This is a genomic window from Pseudomonas sp. FW305-28 (genome assembly GCF_017351395.1).
In the GTDB taxonomy this organism is placed as follows: Bacteria; Pseudomonadota; Gammaproteobacteria; order Pseudomonadales; family Pseudomonadaceae; genus Aquipseudomonas; species Aquipseudomonas fluorescens_AA.
In genome coordinates, this window is the sequence record NZ_JACNDD010000134.1 from 1 (window position 1) to 17,936 (window position 17,936).

The 17,936-nt window shown below is 62.6% G+C and carries 15 protein-coding genes; 6 read left to right on the forward strand and 9 right to left on the reverse strand.

What is annotated here, in order from left to right:
* Positions 1-124: 124 nt before the first annotated feature.
* Genes hcnC through hcnA form a run of 3 tightly spaced genes read right to left on the reverse strand, consistent with a single transcriptional unit; the run spans position 125 to position 3,106 of the window.
* Entirely contained in the window at positions 125-1,384 is a 1,260-nt protein-coding gene (gene hcnC / locus J4E53_RS24260; RefSeq protein WP_060741729.1) for a cyanide-forming glycine dehydrogenase subunit HcnC, read from the reverse strand.
* On the reverse strand, positions 1,377-2,786 hold the full coding sequence (gene hcnB / locus J4E53_RS24265) for a cyanide-forming glycine dehydrogenase subunit HcnB (protein ID WP_060741728.1): 1,410 nt from the start codon (positions 2,784-2,786) through the stop codon (positions 1,377-1,379). Before hcnB ends, hcnC begins: the two co-directional genes overlap by 8 nt.
* Positions 2,783-3,106, reverse strand: a complete 324-nt coding sequence (gene hcnA / locus J4E53_RS24270; RefSeq protein WP_072404983.1) for a cyanide-forming glycine dehydrogenase subunit HcnA — start codon at positions 3,104-3,106, stop codon at positions 2,783-2,785. The genes hcnB and hcnA overlap by 4 nt, the downstream gene beginning before the upstream one ends.
* 276 nt (positions 3,107-3,382) lie before the next feature.
* Here hcnA and J4E53_RS24275 point away from each other — a divergent pair, with 276 nt between their 5' ends.
* Together J4E53_RS24275 and J4E53_RS24280 are read left to right on the forward strand one after the other, a co-directional pair.
* Positions 3,383-4,066 carry a response regulator transcription factor gene (locus J4E53_RS24275; protein ID WP_053122824.1) on the forward strand — a complete coding sequence of 228 codons (684 nt, stop codon included), beginning with the start codon at positions 3,383-3,385 and terminating at the stop codon, positions 4,064-4,066.
* Entirely contained in the window at positions 4,044-5,435 is a 1,392-nt protein-coding gene (locus tag J4E53_RS24280) for a HAMP domain-containing sensor histidine kinase (protein WP_103310394.1), read from the forward strand. Before J4E53_RS24275 ends, J4E53_RS24280 begins: the two co-directional genes overlap by 23 nt.
* 26 nt (positions 5,436-5,461) lie before the next feature.
* Here the strand turns inward: J4E53_RS24280 and J4E53_RS24285 are convergent, their stop codons facing one another.
* The 4 genes from J4E53_RS24285 to J4E53_RS24300 all read right to left on the reverse strand — a co-directional run bounded on the left by J4E53_RS24285 (position 5,462) and on the right by J4E53_RS24300 (position 10,437).
* Complete coding sequence (locus J4E53_RS24285) at positions 5,462-5,707, reverse strand: DUF1652 domain-containing protein (protein ID WP_060741725.1); 246 nt, start codon at positions 5,705-5,707, stop codon at positions 5,462-5,464.
* Positions 5,708-5,947: 240 nt separating this feature from the next.
* Entirely contained in the window at positions 5,948-7,432 is a 1,485-nt protein-coding gene (locus J4E53_RS24290; RefSeq protein ID WP_060741724.1) for a PAS domain S-box protein, read from the reverse strand.
* Positions 7,433-7,550: 118 nt separating this feature from the next.
* Positions 7,551-8,834 (reverse strand): Zn-dependent hydrolase, encoded by a 1,284-nt coding sequence (locus J4E53_RS24295; RefSeq protein WP_103310395.1) that lies wholly within the window; start codon positions 8,832-8,834, stop codon positions 7,551-7,553.
* Between the two features lie 124 nt (positions 8,835-8,958).
* A complete protein-coding gene (locus J4E53_RS24300) occupies positions 8,959-10,437 on the reverse strand; it encodes an NCS1 family nucleobase:cation symporter-1 (RefSeq protein WP_060741722.1) in 1,479 nt (492 codons plus the stop codon).
* A 608-nt stretch (positions 10,438-11,045) separates the two neighbouring features.
* Here J4E53_RS24300 and hydA point away from each other — a divergent pair.
* The 3 genes from hydA to preA all read left to right on the forward strand — a co-directional run bounded on the left by hydA (position 11,046) and on the right by preA (position 15,309).
* Positions 11,046-12,485 carry a dihydropyrimidinase gene (gene hydA, locus J4E53_RS24305; RefSeq protein WP_060741721.1) on the forward strand — a complete coding sequence of 480 codons (1,440 nt, stop codon included), beginning with the start codon at positions 11,046-11,048 and terminating at the stop codon, positions 12,483-12,485.
* 181 nt (positions 12,486-12,666) lie between these two features.
* Positions 12,667-14,034 (forward strand): NAD(P)-dependent oxidoreductase, encoded by a 1,368-nt coding sequence (locus tag J4E53_RS24310; RefSeq protein ID WP_103310400.1) that lies wholly within the window; start codon positions 12,667-12,669, stop codon positions 14,032-14,034.
* Positions 14,035-15,309 (forward strand): NAD-dependent dihydropyrimidine dehydrogenase subunit PreA, encoded by a 1,275-nt coding sequence (preA, locus tag J4E53_RS24315; protein WP_103310397.1) that lies wholly within the window; start codon positions 14,035-14,037, stop codon positions 15,307-15,309. It begins immediately after the preceding gene.
* A 143-nt stretch (positions 15,310-15,452) separates the two neighbouring features.
* Here preA and J4E53_RS24320 read toward each other — a convergent pair whose 3' ends face one another.
* Together J4E53_RS24320 and J4E53_RS24325 are read right to left on the reverse strand one after the other, a co-directional pair.
* Entirely contained in the window at positions 15,453-16,073 is a 621-nt protein-coding gene (locus J4E53_RS24320) for a TetR/AcrR family transcriptional regulator (protein WP_060741719.1), read from the reverse strand.
* A gap of 266 nt (positions 16,074-16,339) precedes the next feature.
* Entirely contained in the window at positions 16,340-16,675 is a 336-nt protein-coding gene (locus J4E53_RS24325) for a DUF6124 family protein (RefSeq protein ID WP_060741718.1), read from the reverse strand.
* 865 nt (positions 16,676-17,540) lie between these two features.
* Between J4E53_RS24325 and J4E53_RS24330 the strand changes: the two genes are divergently transcribed.
* The coding region (locus tag J4E53_RS24330; RefSeq protein WP_219734558.1) for an OprD family outer membrane porin at positions 17,541-17,936 on the forward strand (396 nt) is incomplete at its 3' end.

The window sequence follows — 17,936 nt, forward strand, 5'->3', positions numbered from 1 at the left end:
AGCAAGCTCGCTCCCACAGTTTGTTCCCGGATGCCTGCTGGATAGGCACTCACCACAACTCCCACAGTTTGTTTCGGGGTGACTGCGGGATATGTATTCAGCACAGCCCCCACGCAGGATTTGCTCAGGCCAGCTCCATTTCCTTGGGCTCTACCACCGGCGCCACCTCGAAGCGGTCCGCCAGGAATGGCGTGATGTCCAGCGGCAAGGGCTCGTTGTTCACCAGTTTGTCCAGCAACACGCCGGTGATGGCCGAGGTCAGGATACCGGTGCGGAAATGCCCGCACGCGTTGAGATAGCCTTCCACCCCGCGCATCGGTCCCAGGATCGGCAGTTCATCAGGCGATCCCGGGCGCAGGCCGGCCCAGGTTCGTTTCAGGTTGATGTCGACCAACTGCGGAATGCAGCGCACCGCACCTTGCACCAGCCCTTCGATCTCCGGATAAGTCGTGGTCACGTCGAAACCTTTGTCTTCGGTGGTGCTGCCGATGAGGATTTCACCGTTGTCTTTCTGCGCCACATAGCAGTCGCTGGTGGTCAGGCAGCCGTTGAGGATTTTCGGCATGCGCTCGGTCAGCAGGATCTGGCCCTTGACCGGCTTGACCGGAATCCGCACGCCGGTGGCCTGCTCGCTCAGGTCCGCCGCCCAGGCGCCGGCCGCGTTGATCAGGGTCCGGCAGTGGAAGGTCCCCGCCTCGGCGGTTTGCACCCCGGTCACCCGCGTGCCGCTGCGCAACACCTCGGTCACGTTGGTGTTGAAGAACAGGTCGACACCGTTCTGCCGGGCGCCTTCAGTGTAGGCGTCGGCCAGGCGGAACGGGCTGAGCTGGTGATCGCAGAGAAACTCCAGGGCGCCCTGGGCCTCATGGCTCACATTCGGCTCTGCCTCGCGCAAGGCCGCCTGGTCGAGCCAGCGTACCTGGTCTGCCAGGTGGGGAATGCAGGCGACGATGTGCTCGGCGTACAAACGGTCTTCGTCGTCGTAGATCACGAACTTGAGCCCGGTCTCCTCGAACTTGAAATCCATACCATGGCGGTCGATCAATTCGCGGTGCAACTGCGGGTACATCGCATTGGACTGCAAGGCGAACTCGAAGAACGACTGCGGCAGGATGTGCGGCGTGCTGGCATCCACCGCCACGGCGGCGCCCTGGGTCTGGCGCTTGCGGTTGGCCGACATCATGCGAAAGAAGATCACCCCGCAACCCAGGCCCACCGACTCACCGATGGCCCACAGCCCACCCGCCGAGGCGCGGGTCGCGTTGCCGGGGCGCTTGGCGTCGATCAGGGCGATCTTCAGGTGTTTGCGCTTGGACAGTTGATAGGCACACGAGGCCCCGATCACACCGCCCCCGGCGATGACCACGTCGTAGTCCTTAATCATGGGAAACCGCCTCCGTGCCGGCATTCTGGAACGCTGAAAAGGGAATCGGATCGATGGGGAAACGCGGCCGCAGCCAACCCACGTCGGCGCGCCCGGTGGCTTCGCGCAAGCGGTCGCTGCAGTAGCCGACGCACATCCGCCCCTGGCAATCGCCCATGCTCACGCGGGTGCGCATCTTCAGGCTGGCCATGTCTTGCACGCCTTGCTCCAGCGCCCGGTCGATGTCGGCGCGGGTGGCGTGCTCGCAGCGGCAGATCACCGTGTCGGCGGCAGGCAACGCGGTTTGCCCGGCACCACGCTGGGTGTAGCGATCCACGGCGGCGCGAAAGCGAATGATCCGCGCCAGTTGCGCTTGATAACGCTCCCGGTGGGCCAGGGCCGTGGACGGATCCAGTACGTTGCGTTGCATGAGGATCGACAACGCCGCGATGCGCCCGCTGAGCATGGCCGCTTCACCGCCACGGATCCCGCCCATGTCGCCGGCCAGGTGAATGTGCGCTTCGCTGCTTTGTTGCCAGGCATCGGACACGGCCCGCAAATAGCCGTCGTCGCTGAAACCGTGCTCCAGGCCCATCTGCTGGCTCAATTGAGTCCGCGGGATAAACCCGTAGCCCACTGCCAGGGTCTGGGCCGGCACCTGTTCGGCGCGTTTGAGGTCCGGCTCCCAGGTCGTGGAGTACGGCGCGACGGTGACGTGGCTCAACTCACCCTCGCCGTCAGCCTGCACCACGCCCCAGCCATAGCGCACGGGAATGCGATTGAGCTTGAGGTAGGCCAGCATGCTCAGGCCGTCGAGGAACAACTGCGGCTTGTTCAGCAACGCCAGGCTTTCCTTGGCGATCCGGCCGAACCCACAGGCTTCGAAGACACCCGCCACCGCCACGCCTGAAGCGTGCAGCTGGCAGGCCACCAGTGGCAGCAACGGCCCCGTGCCGGCGATCACCACCGGGCTCGGCGGCCGGACCACGCCGCTCTTGATCTGCAATTGCAGGCCCCCGAGCATCATCACCCCCGGCAGCGTCCAGCCAGGAAACGGCACGCTGCGTTCGTGACAACCGGCCGCCAGGACCAGATGGGAATAGGCGACCTCGCCCAGGCGCTCGTCGGCATCCAGCAGCATCAACGCCCGGAAGCCTTCGGCACCGATGACACGGTTGCCCAATCGCACCTCGATCAACCCGGCATGGCGCTGGTATTCTCCGTGGAGTTTTTCCAGGGCTTCGCTGTAGCGCGGCCCCAGGTAATCCAGGCTGACGCCATCGCGCAGCGGCCCGCGGTACACGACGCCGCCGAGGCGCGGCGCCTCTTCGAGCAAGGTGCAACGCACCCCGTGGGTGGCCAGCTCGATGGCCGCAGCCATGCCCGCCGGCCCACCGCCGACAATCACCGGATCGAGGCTCATGGCGCCTCCGTTTCGGTCATGCGGTTGGCCCGGGTTTCGATCTGCATGCCAGGGCGCACCAGGGTCTGGCAGGCGCGGCGCTTGTGGCGGCCGTCGATCTTGACCAGGCAGCACTGGCACACGCCCATGCCGCAGTAGGCGCCACTGATCTGGTCGTGGTCGTTGCGGGCGACCTGGCGTTGCCCCAGGGACTGGATGACGGTGAGGACGGTTTCCCCGTGGGCGGCGTTGACGGCTTGCCCGTCCAGGCGCACCGTCATATCGGCACGGGTCAACGGCTGGATATCGAATGTTCGGCGTAGAACGTCTTGAGGTTGCATCATGCTGCTCTTCCTTGAAGGTTCAGTGAAGTTTCGGCTCCTTGCGGCACACATCCACCGGTTCGCGTCGGTACCCGGCAACAGCGCACCGAAGCGGGGCAACAGACGCAACATGATAGTGCGCGCGAAATTCATGTTAGGGATAATTTGTGACCAAGTGTTGATCCAGGCCAGCGAATCGGCGTGCCGGTCCATGAACTTTTTTTCAGAAAGCCGACAGGTAATTTTTGGCAGAATGCTGTGCAATCGCTCCAACTTCCCCACACGGTACCGCCCATGAACCGCATCCTGACCATCGAAGACGACGCCGTGACCGCCCGTGAAATCGTTGCCGAGCTGACCCGCAACGGCCTGGACGTCGATTGGGTCGATAACGGCCGCGAAGGCCTGGAACGGGCGGTCAGCGGCGACTACGACTTGATCACACTGGACCGCATGCTGCCTGAGCTCGACGGCCTGGTGATCGTCACCACGCTGCGCACCATGGGCGTGGCCACACCGATCCTGATGATCAGCGCCCTTTCCGATGTGGATGAACGCGTGCGTGGCCTGCGGGCCGGCGGCGACGATTACCTGACCAAGCCGTTCGCCACCGACGAAATGGCCGCCCGGGTCGAAGTGCTGCTGCGGCGCAACAATGGCACCCGCGAGCCGGAGACCGCGCTGCGGGTGGCCGACCTGGAACTGAACCTGATCAGCCGCGAAGCCAGCCGCAACGGGCAACTGCTGAGCCTGTTGCCCACCGAATACAAGCTGCTGGAATTCCTGATGCGCAACAGCGGGCAAATCCTCTCGCGCATGATGATTTTCGAGGAAGTCTGGGGCTATCACTTCGACCCCGGCACCAACCTGATCGACGTCCACATTGGCCGCCTGCGCAAGAAAATCGACCCGCCGGGCCTGGAACCGCTGATTCGCACGGTACGGGGTTCCGGCTATGTCATTGCTGAACCCCGCTAAGGGCTGGCGTTCCTCCAGCAGCCGCCTGCTGGCGCTGTACAGTTCGCTGTTCGTGATCTGGAGCGCGATCCTGATGGGGGTGATGTATTACGAAGTGTTTGGCTACCTCGACAGCCTGGCCAAACACTCCCTGATGCAGCGCCAGCATCTGTTCGCCCGGATCCACGGCGACCAACTGGAAGATGCGCTCATGGCCAGCCTGACGCTCGACGAACGCGGCGTCGACGCCTACGGGCTGTTCGATCCGCAACTGCGCCATTTGAGCGGGCCGATCCTGCGGGTGCCCACCGACCTGCCCCTTGACGGCAAGATCCACATGCTCGGCGGCTGCGTCGACTCCGATGACCCGGGCGTGCCTTCCGACAGCTGCGACGCGGTGGCGACCCGGACCCAGGACGGCCGCTGGCTGATCCTGGCCCGGGACAACGGCTCGCTGTTCGCGGTGACACGGATCATCTTGCACGCGCTGTTCTGGGGCGTATCGCTGACCATCCTGCCGGGCATCGCTGGCTGGCACCTGCTGCGCCGCCGACCGCTACGCCGGATTCGCCAGTTGCAGGCCAGCGCCGAAGCCATCGTCGCCGGCGACCTGACCCATCGCCTGCCGCTATCGAGCCGGCGCGATGAACTGGACATGCTGGCGGCAATCGTCAATGCCATGCTCGAGCGCATCGAGCGCTTGATGAACGAGGTCAAGGGCGTGTGCGACAACATTGCCCACGACCTGCGCACCCCGTTGACGCGCCTGCGTGCCCAACTTTATCGCATCCAGCAGCAAGCGCCGGACGGTTCCCCCGAGGCCTTGCAGATGGACCAGGTGATCGCCGAGACCGACACCCTGATGGCGCGGTTTCGTGGTTTGTTGCGGATTTCCGAACTGGAAGACCAGCAACGGCGCTCGGGCTTCGTACGCCTCGATCCGTTGCAGTTATTGCAGGAGCTGCATGATTTTTACCTGCCCCTGGCCGAGGAAGGCGAACTGACCTTCATCCTGGAGGCGCCCGACGCCCTGCCCCTGCTCAACGGCGACCGGGCCTTGCTGTTCGAGGCCGTGTCGAACCTGCTGAGCAACTCCATCAAGTTCACCCCGCCGGGGGGCACCGTGATCCTGCGTGGGGTCGACCAGGGCGACAGCACGCGCATCGAAGTGCTCGACTCCGGCCCGGGCATTCCCGAGGCGGAGCGCAAGGCGGTGTTCCGCCGTTTCTACCGCGCCGAGGGCAGCAGCCAGCACGGCGGATTCGGCCTGGGCCTGTCGATCGTCGCAGCGATCGTCAACCTGCACGGGTTTACGTTGGAGGTGGGCAGCAGCGAACACGGTGGCGCACGGTTGGTGCTCGATTGCCGGGGGACATTGTTGCAGCCGTAGGGCGTGGCGTGCTCGAGGTTTATCTATCAGGACTCACTGCGATGCAGCGGGGTGTTTTGCAGTTCATAGCGCAGCTCATCGATCAGCTTCGCGATACTTTCTTCCGAGCGGACGCTGTCGACACTCATGCCGCTCACTACCAAGTCCACCTCGCCGCTTTCACGGTGATACAGACGCACGGTGAGGGTGCCGTCGCCATTGAGGCTGCATTCGCAGGCCAGCGGCGTAAAGCTTTCTTCGAGGCGGGCACGCAAGGGGGCCAGATGGGTCATGGGATGCACCTCAGCCCTGAGGGGACAAATGAACGGGGGACAGCGCCGACCTCCTGGTCCGAATAGATATCCTGTCACGCTCGTATCGGGTTCGTTCACTGCACATCGTGGCGTATTCCTTGTGTGTTTCGTGGGGGACGCGACATCACAAACGATGTCGCACACCCATAGCCTAAGGAACCGTCCCCCCGTGCAAAACCCGAATTTGCACCAGCACACCCGGTGCATTTGCACTGGCTATCATGGTGCCTTCATTCGCCATTCGCTGGCGAACAAACCCCGCTCTCGCGCCCAGACAATCGCCTCGCTGCGGCTGTGGACATCCAGTTTCGAATACAGTGTCGCCACGTGATTGCGCACGGTGTTGGGCGCCAGCTTCAGCCGCGCGGCGATTTCCTTGTCTGCCAGCCCCTCGCAAATCAGCCCCAGCACATCACGCTCCCGGGCCGTCAGCTCGGTAAATGATGCGCTGGGCACCTGGGCATTGATGCTCTTCACGTTGGCCAGTTTTTCAATCAGGGTCCGGCTGAACCAGGACGCGTCTTTCATCACCTCCTCGATGGCCGCCACCAGCTCCAGTTCCGAGCGCTTGCGTTCAGTGATGTTCATCAGCACCAACAGGTAACAGGGCTTGTCCTGGATGAGCACCGTGTCGGCGGCGACCTCGCAATCGATGAGTTCACCGCCTTTCTTGTGCACCTTGACGTCGATACTGGAGACCGCGGCAGCCTTTTCCAGCCGGGCAAACAGCGCGGCGCCGGCGTCCTTGTCGAGAAAACCGATCTCCTCCACGGTTTTACCCAGCAACTCTTCGCTGGCGTAACCGGTGGTCTGGAGAAACGCCTCGTTGATTTCCAGCAATTGCTGTTCGGCGCTGCACACCAGGGTGGGCACGGGCGACAGGCGGAACGACTTGGCAAAACGCTCCTCGCTCTGGCGCAGCGCCGTTTCTGCCTTGCGGCGCGGCTCCATGTCCATGAAGGAAAACAGCATGCAGTCTTCGTCGTGCAGGTCCAGGGGCTGGCCGGCGACGATCACCTGCTTGGTGGTGCCATCGGGCAATTTCAACTCGGCCTGCATTTGCGGAATCGTCGCGCCCTGCCCCAGGCGCTCGACGGCCAGGTCGCGTTTTTCGGCGGCTTCGAGCACATCCAGTTCATACACCGAACGCCCGATCACCTGCTCGCGGCTGTAGCCGGTCATCTCCAGGAACCCCGGGTTGACCTTGATGTAGCGCAGGTCGCTGAGGCGACAGATCACCGCCGGCGCCGGGTTGGCCCCAAAGGTTTTCTCGAAGCGCTGCTCGGCGCTGGCCCATTCGGTGGCATCGCTGAGGATCAACACGAGCAGCTCCGGCTCGCCGTTGCGGTCGGCCAGGACCATGCTGCGGATCCGATGCACCCAGGTGCGATCCGGGTCAGCCTTGGGCGTGACCTCCACCAACACATCGCTGAACTCATCGCCACGGGCAACCCGGGCGATGGGGTAATTGTCTTCCGTCAACGGATGGTTGTTGCGGTAACGCAAGTTGAACCGCCGGGCGTATTGCCGGGCCGTGGTGCCCAGCTCAGAGAGGTCCTGGACCCCGTGCATGGTCAAGGCCGCTGCGTTGGCCCAGGCAATGGTCTGGTCAACCTCGATCAACATCACCCCGTCGGACAGTCCGGCAATGATCTGCAGCAATTGACGACGGTTGGTATCGGTGGTCGGGACTTGCTGATTCATTGGGTCTCCATGTGATTCAGGCGCGCATGGAAGTTACGACCACCCCCAGTGATGACACGTTCCCCGTAACAGCGGTGTAGGAGCTGTCGAATGCAACGAGGCTGCGATCTTCTACCCTTCACGCCGCCATGCGCCCCTCGGCAATCGCCTGGGAGGCCGCCAGCATCGCTCGCAGCAACACCGCGCAGCCGGCGGCGAGGTCATCCGGGGCGGCGTTTTCGATTTCGTTGTGGCTGATGCCGCCTTCGCAGGGCACGAAGATCATCCCGGCCGGGCCCAGTTCGGCGAGGAAGATCGCGTCATGGCCGGCACCACTGACGATGTCCAGGTGAGACAGGCCCAGCCCTTGGGCGGCGCCGCGCACGGCGTCGACGCAGCCCTGGTCGAAATACAGCGGTGGGAAGTCGGCGGTGGGTTTCAAATCGAAGGTCAGGCCGTGCTGCCGGCAGGTGTCTTCGATCACTTGCTTGACCTCGGCGATCATCGAGTCCAGGCGCGCCGGTTCCAGATGACGGAAATCCAGGGTCATGCGCACCTCGCCGGGAATCACGTTGCGCGAGCCCGGATAGGCCTGCAGGCAACCGACCGTGCCGCAGGCATGGGGCTGATGACCGAGGGCGGCGCGGTTGACGGCGCCGACGATGATCGACGCGCCCACCAGGGCATCCTTGCGCAGGTGCATCGGGGTCGGACCAGCGTGAGCCTCGACACCCCGCAAGGTCAGGTCGAACCACTTCTGCCCCAGGGCGCCCATCACCACGCCGATGGTCTTGCCCTCATCTTCGAGGATCGGCCCCTGTTCGATGTGCGCCTCGAAATACGCCCCCACCGGATGCCCACTGACCGGGCGCGGGCCGGCATAGCCGATGGCATTGAGCGCCTGGCCCACGCTGATGCCCTCGGCGTCGGTCTTGGCGAGGGTTTCTTCGAGGGTGAATTTCTCGGCGAACACCCCGGAGCCCATCATGCACGGGGCGAAGCGCGAGCCTTCTTCGTTGGTCCAGACCACCACCTCCAACGGCGCTTCGGTCTCGATGTTCAGGTCATTGAGGGTGCGCAGCACCTCCAGCCCGGACAGTACGCCAAAGCAGCCGTCGAACTTGCCACCGGTGGGTTGGGTGTCGATGTGGCTGCCGGTCATGACCGGTGGCAGGTTCGGATTGCGCCCCGGGCGACGGGCGAAGATATTGCCCACCCCATCGATGCTGACGGTGCAGCCCGCCGCCTGGGTCCATTGCACGAACAGATCGCGGGCCTGGCGGTCGAGGTCGGTCAGCGCCAGCCGGCACACACCGCCTTTGACCGTGGCACCGAGCTGGGCCAGGTCCATGAGCGATTGCCACAGGCGGTCGCGGTTGATGTGCGGCTGGGTGGATTGCAGGACGTCGATGGCTGCGTTCATGGGGATCTCCATTTTTTCAGGCATGTTTTCGGTGTACTTGAGGCCGCTATCGCGAGCAAGCTCGCTCCCACAGGGGATCAGCAATCCAGTGTGGGAGCGAGCTCGCTCGCGATGAGGCCCTCCCTCACACCGCGGTTTTAGCGACGGACGGGCTCGCTCGCATGCTGCACAACCCGTAGTAAATCACCCCACCCAGCGCCGAGCCGGTGAACCAGCCGTAGCTGTAGAACCAGCTGAACGCGTCGCTGCCCAGGGACAACAAGGTCAGCACCACCGGCACGCCAAAGGCGATGAAGCCGTTCCAGTTCCACGCCGGGTAAATGTCGTCGCGGTACAACCCGGCCAGGTCCAGTTGCTGTTTCTTGATCAGGAAATAATCCACCACCATGATCCCGGCAATCGGCCCCAGCAGGCTTGAATAACCCAGCAACCAATTGGAATAGACCGACTCGAGGCTGACCTCGGAGACGATCAGGCCGAGTTTCTTCAACAGTTCGTGGGCCATCAGCGCCAGCCCCACCAGCCCGGTGAGCATCACGGCCTTGGTGCGGCCGATCAGTTTCGGCGCCAGGTTCTGGAAGTCGTTGGTCGGCGAAACGATGTTGGCGGCGGTGTTGGTCGACAGCGTGGCGACGATGATCAGCACCATGGCCAGCGCCACCCACACCGGGCTCTGGATGTGCCCGATCAAGGTCACTGGGTCGGAGACGGTCACCCCCACCAGTTTTTCCGAGGCGGCAGTCATGACCACGCCGAGGGAGGCGAACAGGAACATGGTCAGCGGCAGGCCGATGATCTGCCCCACGACTTGGTCTTTCTGGCTCTTGGCATACCGGCTGAAGTCCGGAATGTTCAACGACAGGGTGGCCCAGAAACCGACCATGGCCGTCAGCCCGGCGAGGAAATAGCCGGTCACCCCGGCGCCTTCGGGTCGCTTGGCCGGGACCGCCATCAGTTCAGTCAATGAAACGTTGGGCAATGCCCACACCAACAGGCCGACGCCCACCAGCACCAGCAGCGGCGCAGACAAGGTTTCCAGCCACTTGATCGACTCGGCGCCGCGCAACACCACCCACAGGTTGATGACCCAGAACACCATGAAGCCGATCACTTCGCCGGTGCCGCCCAGGCTCTTCCAGCCGTCGAACACCGAGCCGAGAAACAGGTGGATCGCCAGCCCGCCGAACATCGTCTGGATGCCGAACCAGCCGCACGCCACCAGGGCGCGGATCAGGCACGGCACGTTGGAACCGATGACGCCAAAGGACGAGCGCAACAGCACCGGAAACGGAATGCCGTACTTGGTCCCGGCGAAGGCGTTCAGGGTCAGGGGGATCAGCACGATGATGTTGGCAAACAGGATCGCCAGCAGCGCCTCGCCCACCGTCAGGCCGAAATAGGCGGTGAGCACGCCGCCAAGGGTGTAGGTCGGCACGCAGATCGCCATGCCCACCCACAGTGCGGTGATGTGCCATTTGTTCCAGGTTCGCTCGTGCACCTTGGTCGGCGCGATATCGTGGTTATAACGGGGGCTGTCGAGGACGTCGCTGCCGGCTTCAAGCTCGAACAATCCGTCGCGCTCGGTCACTGTTGATCTGGTCATGTCCGCTCCACTGTTTTCATTATTTTTGCTCATCGACGGGCGATGGCCGGAGTACTTGCACGCGTGCTACCGACCACCCCGCCAGACCCACGACAGCACTCAATAACCGTGCCGGATAATGTGCCGAGCTGACCGGATGATCGATATAACCCTTTCAACCTTTTGATGTTTAACGTTTTAAAGCCACGTTATTGCCTTGTGTCACTCCCTGCTTACCGCCCTTGAGGCTAGATGACCTTCACGCCCTGTCGAGGGGGAGATTCAAAGTGGTGCACCCCGGATCGACGCGAGGTGTCTAGACTGCACTTGCAACGCTTTCAAGCCGCTGATTTACCATGACAAATCTCGCTCAAATAATGATCCTGTCAAGTGCGTCAAAATGGTGAGCAGGCTCACCATTTTGGTGAATTAATAAATTAATCCTTTAATTTCAATAAGTTAATTAGCACATAAGCTTATAAAAAATAATCTTGCTCATTTCAAAAACTCCAGCTAGCGTCTAATCCTGACAGTTGTGACAAGAACATAAACCGGCACGACTTTACCTACCGTGATCGATAAAACATAAAGAACCGGCAACAGTCGGTCATGCCTGCGAGGAACTCGGAATGTCTCTGTTGATCCGTGGCGCCACCGTTATTACCCATGATGAAAGTTATCGCGCCGATGTGTTTTGCGCCGACGGCGTGATCAAGGCCATCGGTGACAACCTGGATGTTCCGGCCGCTGTCGAAGTGCTCGATGGCAGCGGTCAATACCTGATGCCCGGCGGCATCGACCCCCATACGCATATGCAGTTGCCGTTCATGGGCACGGTCGCCAGTGAAGACTTCTTCAGCGGCACGGCGGCGGGTCTCGCCGGTGGCACCACGTCGATCATCGACTTCGTGATTCCCAACCCCCAACAGTCGCTGATGGAAGCCTTTCATCAGTGGCGGGGCTGGGCCGAGAAAAGCGCCAGTGACTACGGTTTCCACGTGGCGATTACCTGGTGGAGCGAACAGGTCCGCGAAGAAATGGCCGAGTTGGTCAGCCATCACGGCGTGAACAGCTTCAAGCATTTCATGGCCTACAAGAATGCAATCATGGCCGCCGACGACACCTTGGTCGCGAGTTTCGAGCGCTGCCTGGAATTGGGCGCGGTGCCCACCGTGCATGCCGAGAATGGCGAACTGGTCTACCACCTGCAACGCAAGCTGCTGGCCCAGGGCATCACCGGCCCCGAAGCCCATCCGTTGTCACGCCCTTCGCAAGTGGAAGGCGAAGCCGCGAGCCGCGCCATCCGCATCGCCGAAACCCTGGGCACGCCGCTGTACCTGGTGCACGTGTCCACCAAGGAAGCCCTGGACGAAATCACCTACGCCCGCAGCAAGGGCCAACCGGTCTACGGTGAAGTACTGGCCGGGCATCTGTTGCTGGACGACAGTGTCTATCGCGATCCCGACTGGCAGACCGCCGCCGGCTACGTGATGAGCCCGCCCTTCCGCCCACGCGGGCATCAAGAGGCACTCTGGCACGGCTTGCAGTCCGGCAACCTGCACACCACCGCCACCGACCACTGCTGCTTCTGCGCCGAACAGAAGGCTGCCGGGCGTGACGACTTCAGCAAGATCCCCAACGGCACCGCCGGGATCGAAGACCGCATGGCGGTGCTCTGGGACGAGGGGGTCAACAGCGGCAAATTGTCGATGCAGGACTTCGTCGCCCTCACCTCCACCAACGCCGCGAAGATTTTCAATCTCTACCCACGCAAGGGGGCGATCCGCGTCGGCGCCGATGCGGACCTGGTGCTCTGGGATCCCCAGGGCAGCCGCACGATCTCAGCCAAGACCCACCACCAGCAAGTGGACTTCAACATCTTCGAAGGCAAGACCGTGCGCGGCGTGCCCAGCCACACCATCAGCCAGGGTCGGCTGGTGTGGGCCGACGGCGACCTGCGGGCCGAGCGCGGCGCCGGGCGCTACATCGAACGGCCGGCGTACCCGGCGGTGTTCGATTTGCTGAGCAAGCGGGCGGAGTTGCACAGGCCGGTTGCCGTGAAGCGCTGAACCCAGGCCTTCGGACTATCGCGAGCAAGCTCGCTCCCACACTGGATTTGGGTGGATGCGAAAGCCATGGGCACTGCAGATCCCCTGTGGGAGCGAGCTTGCTCGCGATGAGGCCAGTCCAGACACCGAAAAAACCACTGCCCACCAGAGGCAGCACCTCAAACACCGTGAGGCCCACTCCATGATCCAGCCCTTGAGTCACCTCCCCCATTCCCAGGAAGACCCGGCCACCCTCGCCGCCCGTTTCAGCGACCTGGCGCCGCCGCTCAACGCGCGCCAGGCCCACCTGGAAGCGTCCCGCTGCCTGTACTGCTACGACGCGCCCTGCGTGAACGCCTGTCCGAGCGAGATCGATATTCCGTCGTTCATTCGCAACATCCACCAGGACAACGTCCAAGGCGCGGCGCAGAAAATCCTCTCGGCCAACATCCTCGGCGGCAGTTGCGCCCGGGTCTGCCCCACGGAGGTCCTGTGCCAGCAAGCCTGCGTGCGCAACAACGCCCATGAGTGCGCGCCGGTGTTGATCGGCTCGTTGCAACGCTACGCGGTGGACAACGCCCACTTCAGCGAACACCCGTTCAAGCGTGCCGCCACCACCGGCAAGCGCATCGCCGTGGTCGGGGCCGGGCCGGCGGGGTTGGCGTGTGCGCACCGCAGTGCGATGCATGGCCATGACGTGGTGATTTTCGAAGCCCGGGACAAGGCCGGCGGCCTCAACGAATACGGGATCGCCAAGTACAAACTGGTGGACGATTACGCCCAACGCGAGCTGGACTTCCTGCTGGACATCGGCGGCATCGAAATCCGTCACGGCCAGAAACTCGGCGAGAACCTCAGCCTGAGCGACCTGCACCAGCAGTTCGACGCAGTGTTCCTCGGCCTCGGCCTGGCCGCCAGCAAGCAACTGGGCCTGAGCGACGAACAGGCCCCGGGGCTGCTGGCCGCCACCGAGTACATCCGCGAACTGCGCCAGGCCGACGACCTCAGCCAGTTGCCGCTGGCCGACCGTTGCATCGTGCTCGGTGCCGGCAACACCGCCATCGACATGGCCGTGCAGATGGCTCGCCTCGGCGCCCGGGACGTCAACCTGGTCTACCGTCGTGGCCTTGAAGACATGGGTGCCACCTTGCATGAGCAAGACATCGCCAAGGCTAATCAGGTGCGTCTGCTGACCTGGGCCCAACCGCAACAGGTGTTGCTCGATGACGCCGGGCATGTGCGCGGCATGCGCTTTTCCCGTACCCATCTGGAAAACGGTCGACTGGTCATCGGTGCCGAGACCTTCGACCTGGCCGCCGACGCCGTTTTCAAAGCCATCGGCCAAGCCTTCGATGACCACGCACTGGTGGACCCGCTGGCCCGGGAGCTCAAGCGCCAGGACGGGCGAATTCTGGTGGACGAACACCTGCGCACCAGCGTTCCCGGTGTCTACGCCGGCGGCGATTGCACCAGCCTGGACCAGGACCTCACCGTGCAGGCGGTGCAGCACGGCAAGCTCGCCGCCGAGGCGATCAACGCTCAACTGATGCTTAACGTGGAGGCTGCGTAAATGGCCGATCTGTCGATTGTCTTCGCCGGCATCAAAGCCCCCAACCCGTTCTGGCTGGCCTCCGCACCACCCACCGACAAGGCCTACAACGTGGTCCGCGCCTTCGAGGCCGGCTGGGGTGGCGTGGTCTGGAAAACCCTCGGTGAGGATCCTGCGGCGGTGAATGTGTCCTCGCGTTATTCGGCCCACTACGGTGCCAATCGCGAGGTCTTGGGCATCAACAACATCGAGCTGATCACCGACCGCTCCCTGGAGATCAACCTGCGGGAAATCACCCAGGTGAAAAAGGACTGGCCGGACCGGGCGTTGATCGTGTCACTGATGGTGCCCTGCGTCGAAGAATCCTGGAAACGCATCCTGCCCCTGGTGGAAGCCACCGGCGCCGACGGCATCGAGTTGAACTTCGGCTGCCCCCACGGCATGCCGGAACGGGGCATGGGCGCGGCGGTCGGCCAGGTGCCGGAGTACGTCGAACAAGTGACCCGCTGGTGCAAGACCTATTGCTCGCTGCCGGTGATCGTCAAGCTCACGCCGAACATCACCGACATCCGCGTCGCCGCACGGGCGGCCCATCGGGGCGGTGCGGACGCGGTGTCGTTGATCAACACCATCAACTCCATCACCAGCGTCGACCTGGACCGCATGGTCGCCCTGCCCAGCGTCGGCAGCCAAAGCACCCATGGCGGTTACTGCGGTTCGGCGGTCAAGCCCATCGCCCTGAACATGGTCGCCGAAATCGCCCGCGACCCGCAGACCCAAGGCTTGCCGATCTGCGGCATCGGCGGCATCGGCAGTTGGCGCGACGCGGCGGAATTCATCGCCCTGGGCAGCGGCGCGGTGCAGGTCTGCACGGCGGCGATGCTGCATGGTTTTCGCATCGTCGACGAGATGAAGGACGGCTTGTCGCGGTGGATGGATGAGCACGGCCACGCCAACCTCCAGGCGTTCTCCGGTCGCGCGGTGGGCAACACCACCGACTGGAAGTACCTGGACATCAATTACCAGGTCATCGCCAAGATCGACCAGGAGGCGTGCATCGGTTGCGGGCGCTGCCACATCGCCTGTGAAGACACCTCACACCAGGCCATCGCCAGTCTCAAGCAGGCGGACGGTACCCATGTGTACGAGGTGATCGATGAAGAATGCGTGGGCTGCAACCTGTGCCAGATCACCTGCCCGGTGCAGGACTGCATCGAGATGGTGACAGTGGACACCGGCAAGCCGTTTCTGGATTGGAACCATGATCCGCGCAATCCCTATCATGTAACAGCTTGAAGGTAGGGGTGTCTGGACTGGCGCCATCGCGAGCAAGCTCGCTCCCACAGTGGATCGTGTCGTTCACAAATGTTGTGTACAGCAGAGATCCAATGTGGGAGCGAGCTTGCTCGCGATGAGGCCATCAGCCTCACCACAAAACCTCAAGGCTCCAACCCGATCCCCCGCAAAATCACCCCGGTCACCGTCTGCACCGCCCGTTCGAATTGCATGTCGGACAGCGGCTGGTGGTCGTTGAGGATATTGATCTGGTGGTCGAAGTCGGCGTAGTGCTGGGTCGAGGCCCAGATCATGTAGAGCAGGCTCGAGGGCTCCACCGGGAGGATGCGTTTGTCCTCCACCCACTGGCGGATTTTCGCTTCCTTCATCTTGGCCCAGTCATAGAGACTGGCGTCCAGCGCCTGGCCCAGGGTCGGGGCACCGTGGATGATTTCGTTGGCCCAGACCTTGGAGCCGTAGGGCCGGCTGCGGGAGTGGTTCATCTTGGCGCGGATGTAGCTGCTGAGCACTACCCGCGGGTCGTCGAACATTTCGAAGCACAAGGCATCCTGTTTCCACACCTCCAGCAGATCGAACAGCACGGCGCTGTACAGTTCACTCTTGGTGCTGAAGTAGTAATGCAGGTTGGAACGAGGCAATTGCACTTCGGCGGCGATGTCGGCCATGGCGGTGCTGCCGAAGCCTTTCTCGGCAAAGACCTTCTCGGCGGCCAGCAGGATTTTCTCGACGTTACTGCGACGAATCTCGATCTTGTGATTGCCCATGAGGGCTCCCTGACGACAGCGTTGCTCAAGACTAGCATCCGCCCACTTTCGAAAACACTGGGGGCTCGCTTCCCATTGACCGTGCACGTTCAGGCGGATGTACACAGTGCCCTTGCGGCGAGGGAGCTTGCTCCCGCTCGGCTGCGCAGCAGTCGTAAAACCGGCTGGAGCGATGTTCCTGGAAGAACCGCGTCAGTCCATTTTGGGGCTGCTGCGCAGCCCAGCGGGAGCAAGCTCCCTCGCCACAGGGGGTTGTGGTGAGTCGGCTAGCGTGCTTCGACGTTATCCAGCGCGCGGTTCGCCAATAATCCGCTCAGTTCGATCAATTGTTGGATGCCCAAGGCGATGTGACGCCTGGGACCTTCCAGGTCGAAGGCCAGGTCATTGACCATGGCATTGGCCGAGGCCAGGTTTTCGCTGAGGTTGGCGAGCAGGGTTTCGGTGTCGACGCCATGGGCGACGGTGAACAATTGGCCGGGATCGGCCTCGGGTTTGCCGGGTTTGGGCTTGAGGTAGGAGTCGAGGATGCGGTCGGCGGCTTTGTCGAATGCCTTGGCGTTGGATGGATCTGTATCGGGTGGGTTGGGGGTTACTTTGAACATAGTTGAAGCTCCGATGCTGTAGAAGGGAGCCAACACCCTCTCGCTACCAAACGAATTAGGGTGGCGGCCATACGAAGGTTGGTAGACCGGGCATCGGAGCCGGCGCCTCCGAAGAGGCCCTGCGCATGGCCACCAAAAAGCGAAGTGCATGATTGCACTCGCAAGCGATGACGCTATGCACCGACAGCCCGGGCTACCAAACCCGATCGCTGATTCCTCAGCGACCCGGAAACGATAAAACCCGACCGCAAGGCGCACAAGCCGGCGGATTCTGGCGCAGGTGTAGGCAATGGCGCAAGACAACGTAGCCCGATCCCGAACGTTCCTACATCTGGATAAACACGGTTTCCCTGATGGACTGGGAGCCTGGGTTAACAAAACACCTGTGGCGAGGGAGCTTGCTCCCGCTGGGTGGCGAAGCCGCCCCCAAAAATTGTGCTGAAACAAAGCACTTGGGCCTGCTGCGCAGCCCAGCGGGAGCAAGCTCCCTCGCCACAAGAGACCTCACCGTCCATGAGCGCGCGGGCATTCGACTAATGTCTTAGACCAGTCATCGCACAACCAAGCACTCTCCCCGCTATCTTAAAACCACAAATCTGCCCGGCGCCACGGCCTGCGATCTTGACCTCGTCCAGCAACAGCCATTGAAACGCCTCATTTTGAAGCACAGTCGAGTTGGATAATTCCGATAATGGCCAGTTGACAATGAGCAGCCGCTTCCAAATAATCCCCTCAATGTTGTACGACGACGTATGACAAAAATAAAAACAACAAAAAAGTAGGGAGCGTCATAGTGAGCACACGTGTCCGTTTTTCGCCCGACCACCGTCCAAACCGCCGTACCCTTCTCAACGCCAGCCCCGCCCTGATCCTGCTCGGTTGCAGCAGCCTTGCCGCGTTTCTGCCAACCGCCGCCAGTGCCGAAGGCTTCGTCGATGACGCCAAGGCCACGCTGAACCTGCGCAACGCCTATTTCAACCGCAACTTCACCAACCCGAACAACGCCCAGGGCAAGGCCGAGGAATGGACCCAGAGTTTCATCCTCGACGCCAAGTCCGGGTTCACCCAGGGCACGGTCGGTTTCGGCGTGGACATACTGGGGATGTACTCGGTCAAGCTCGACGGCGGCCGTGGCACGGCGGGTACGCAATTGCTGCCGGTGCATGACGACGGTCGCCCGGCCGATGACTTTGGGCGCCTGGGCGTAGCCCTGAAGGCCAAGGTGTCGAAGACCGAGCTGAAGGTCGGCGAGTGGATGCCG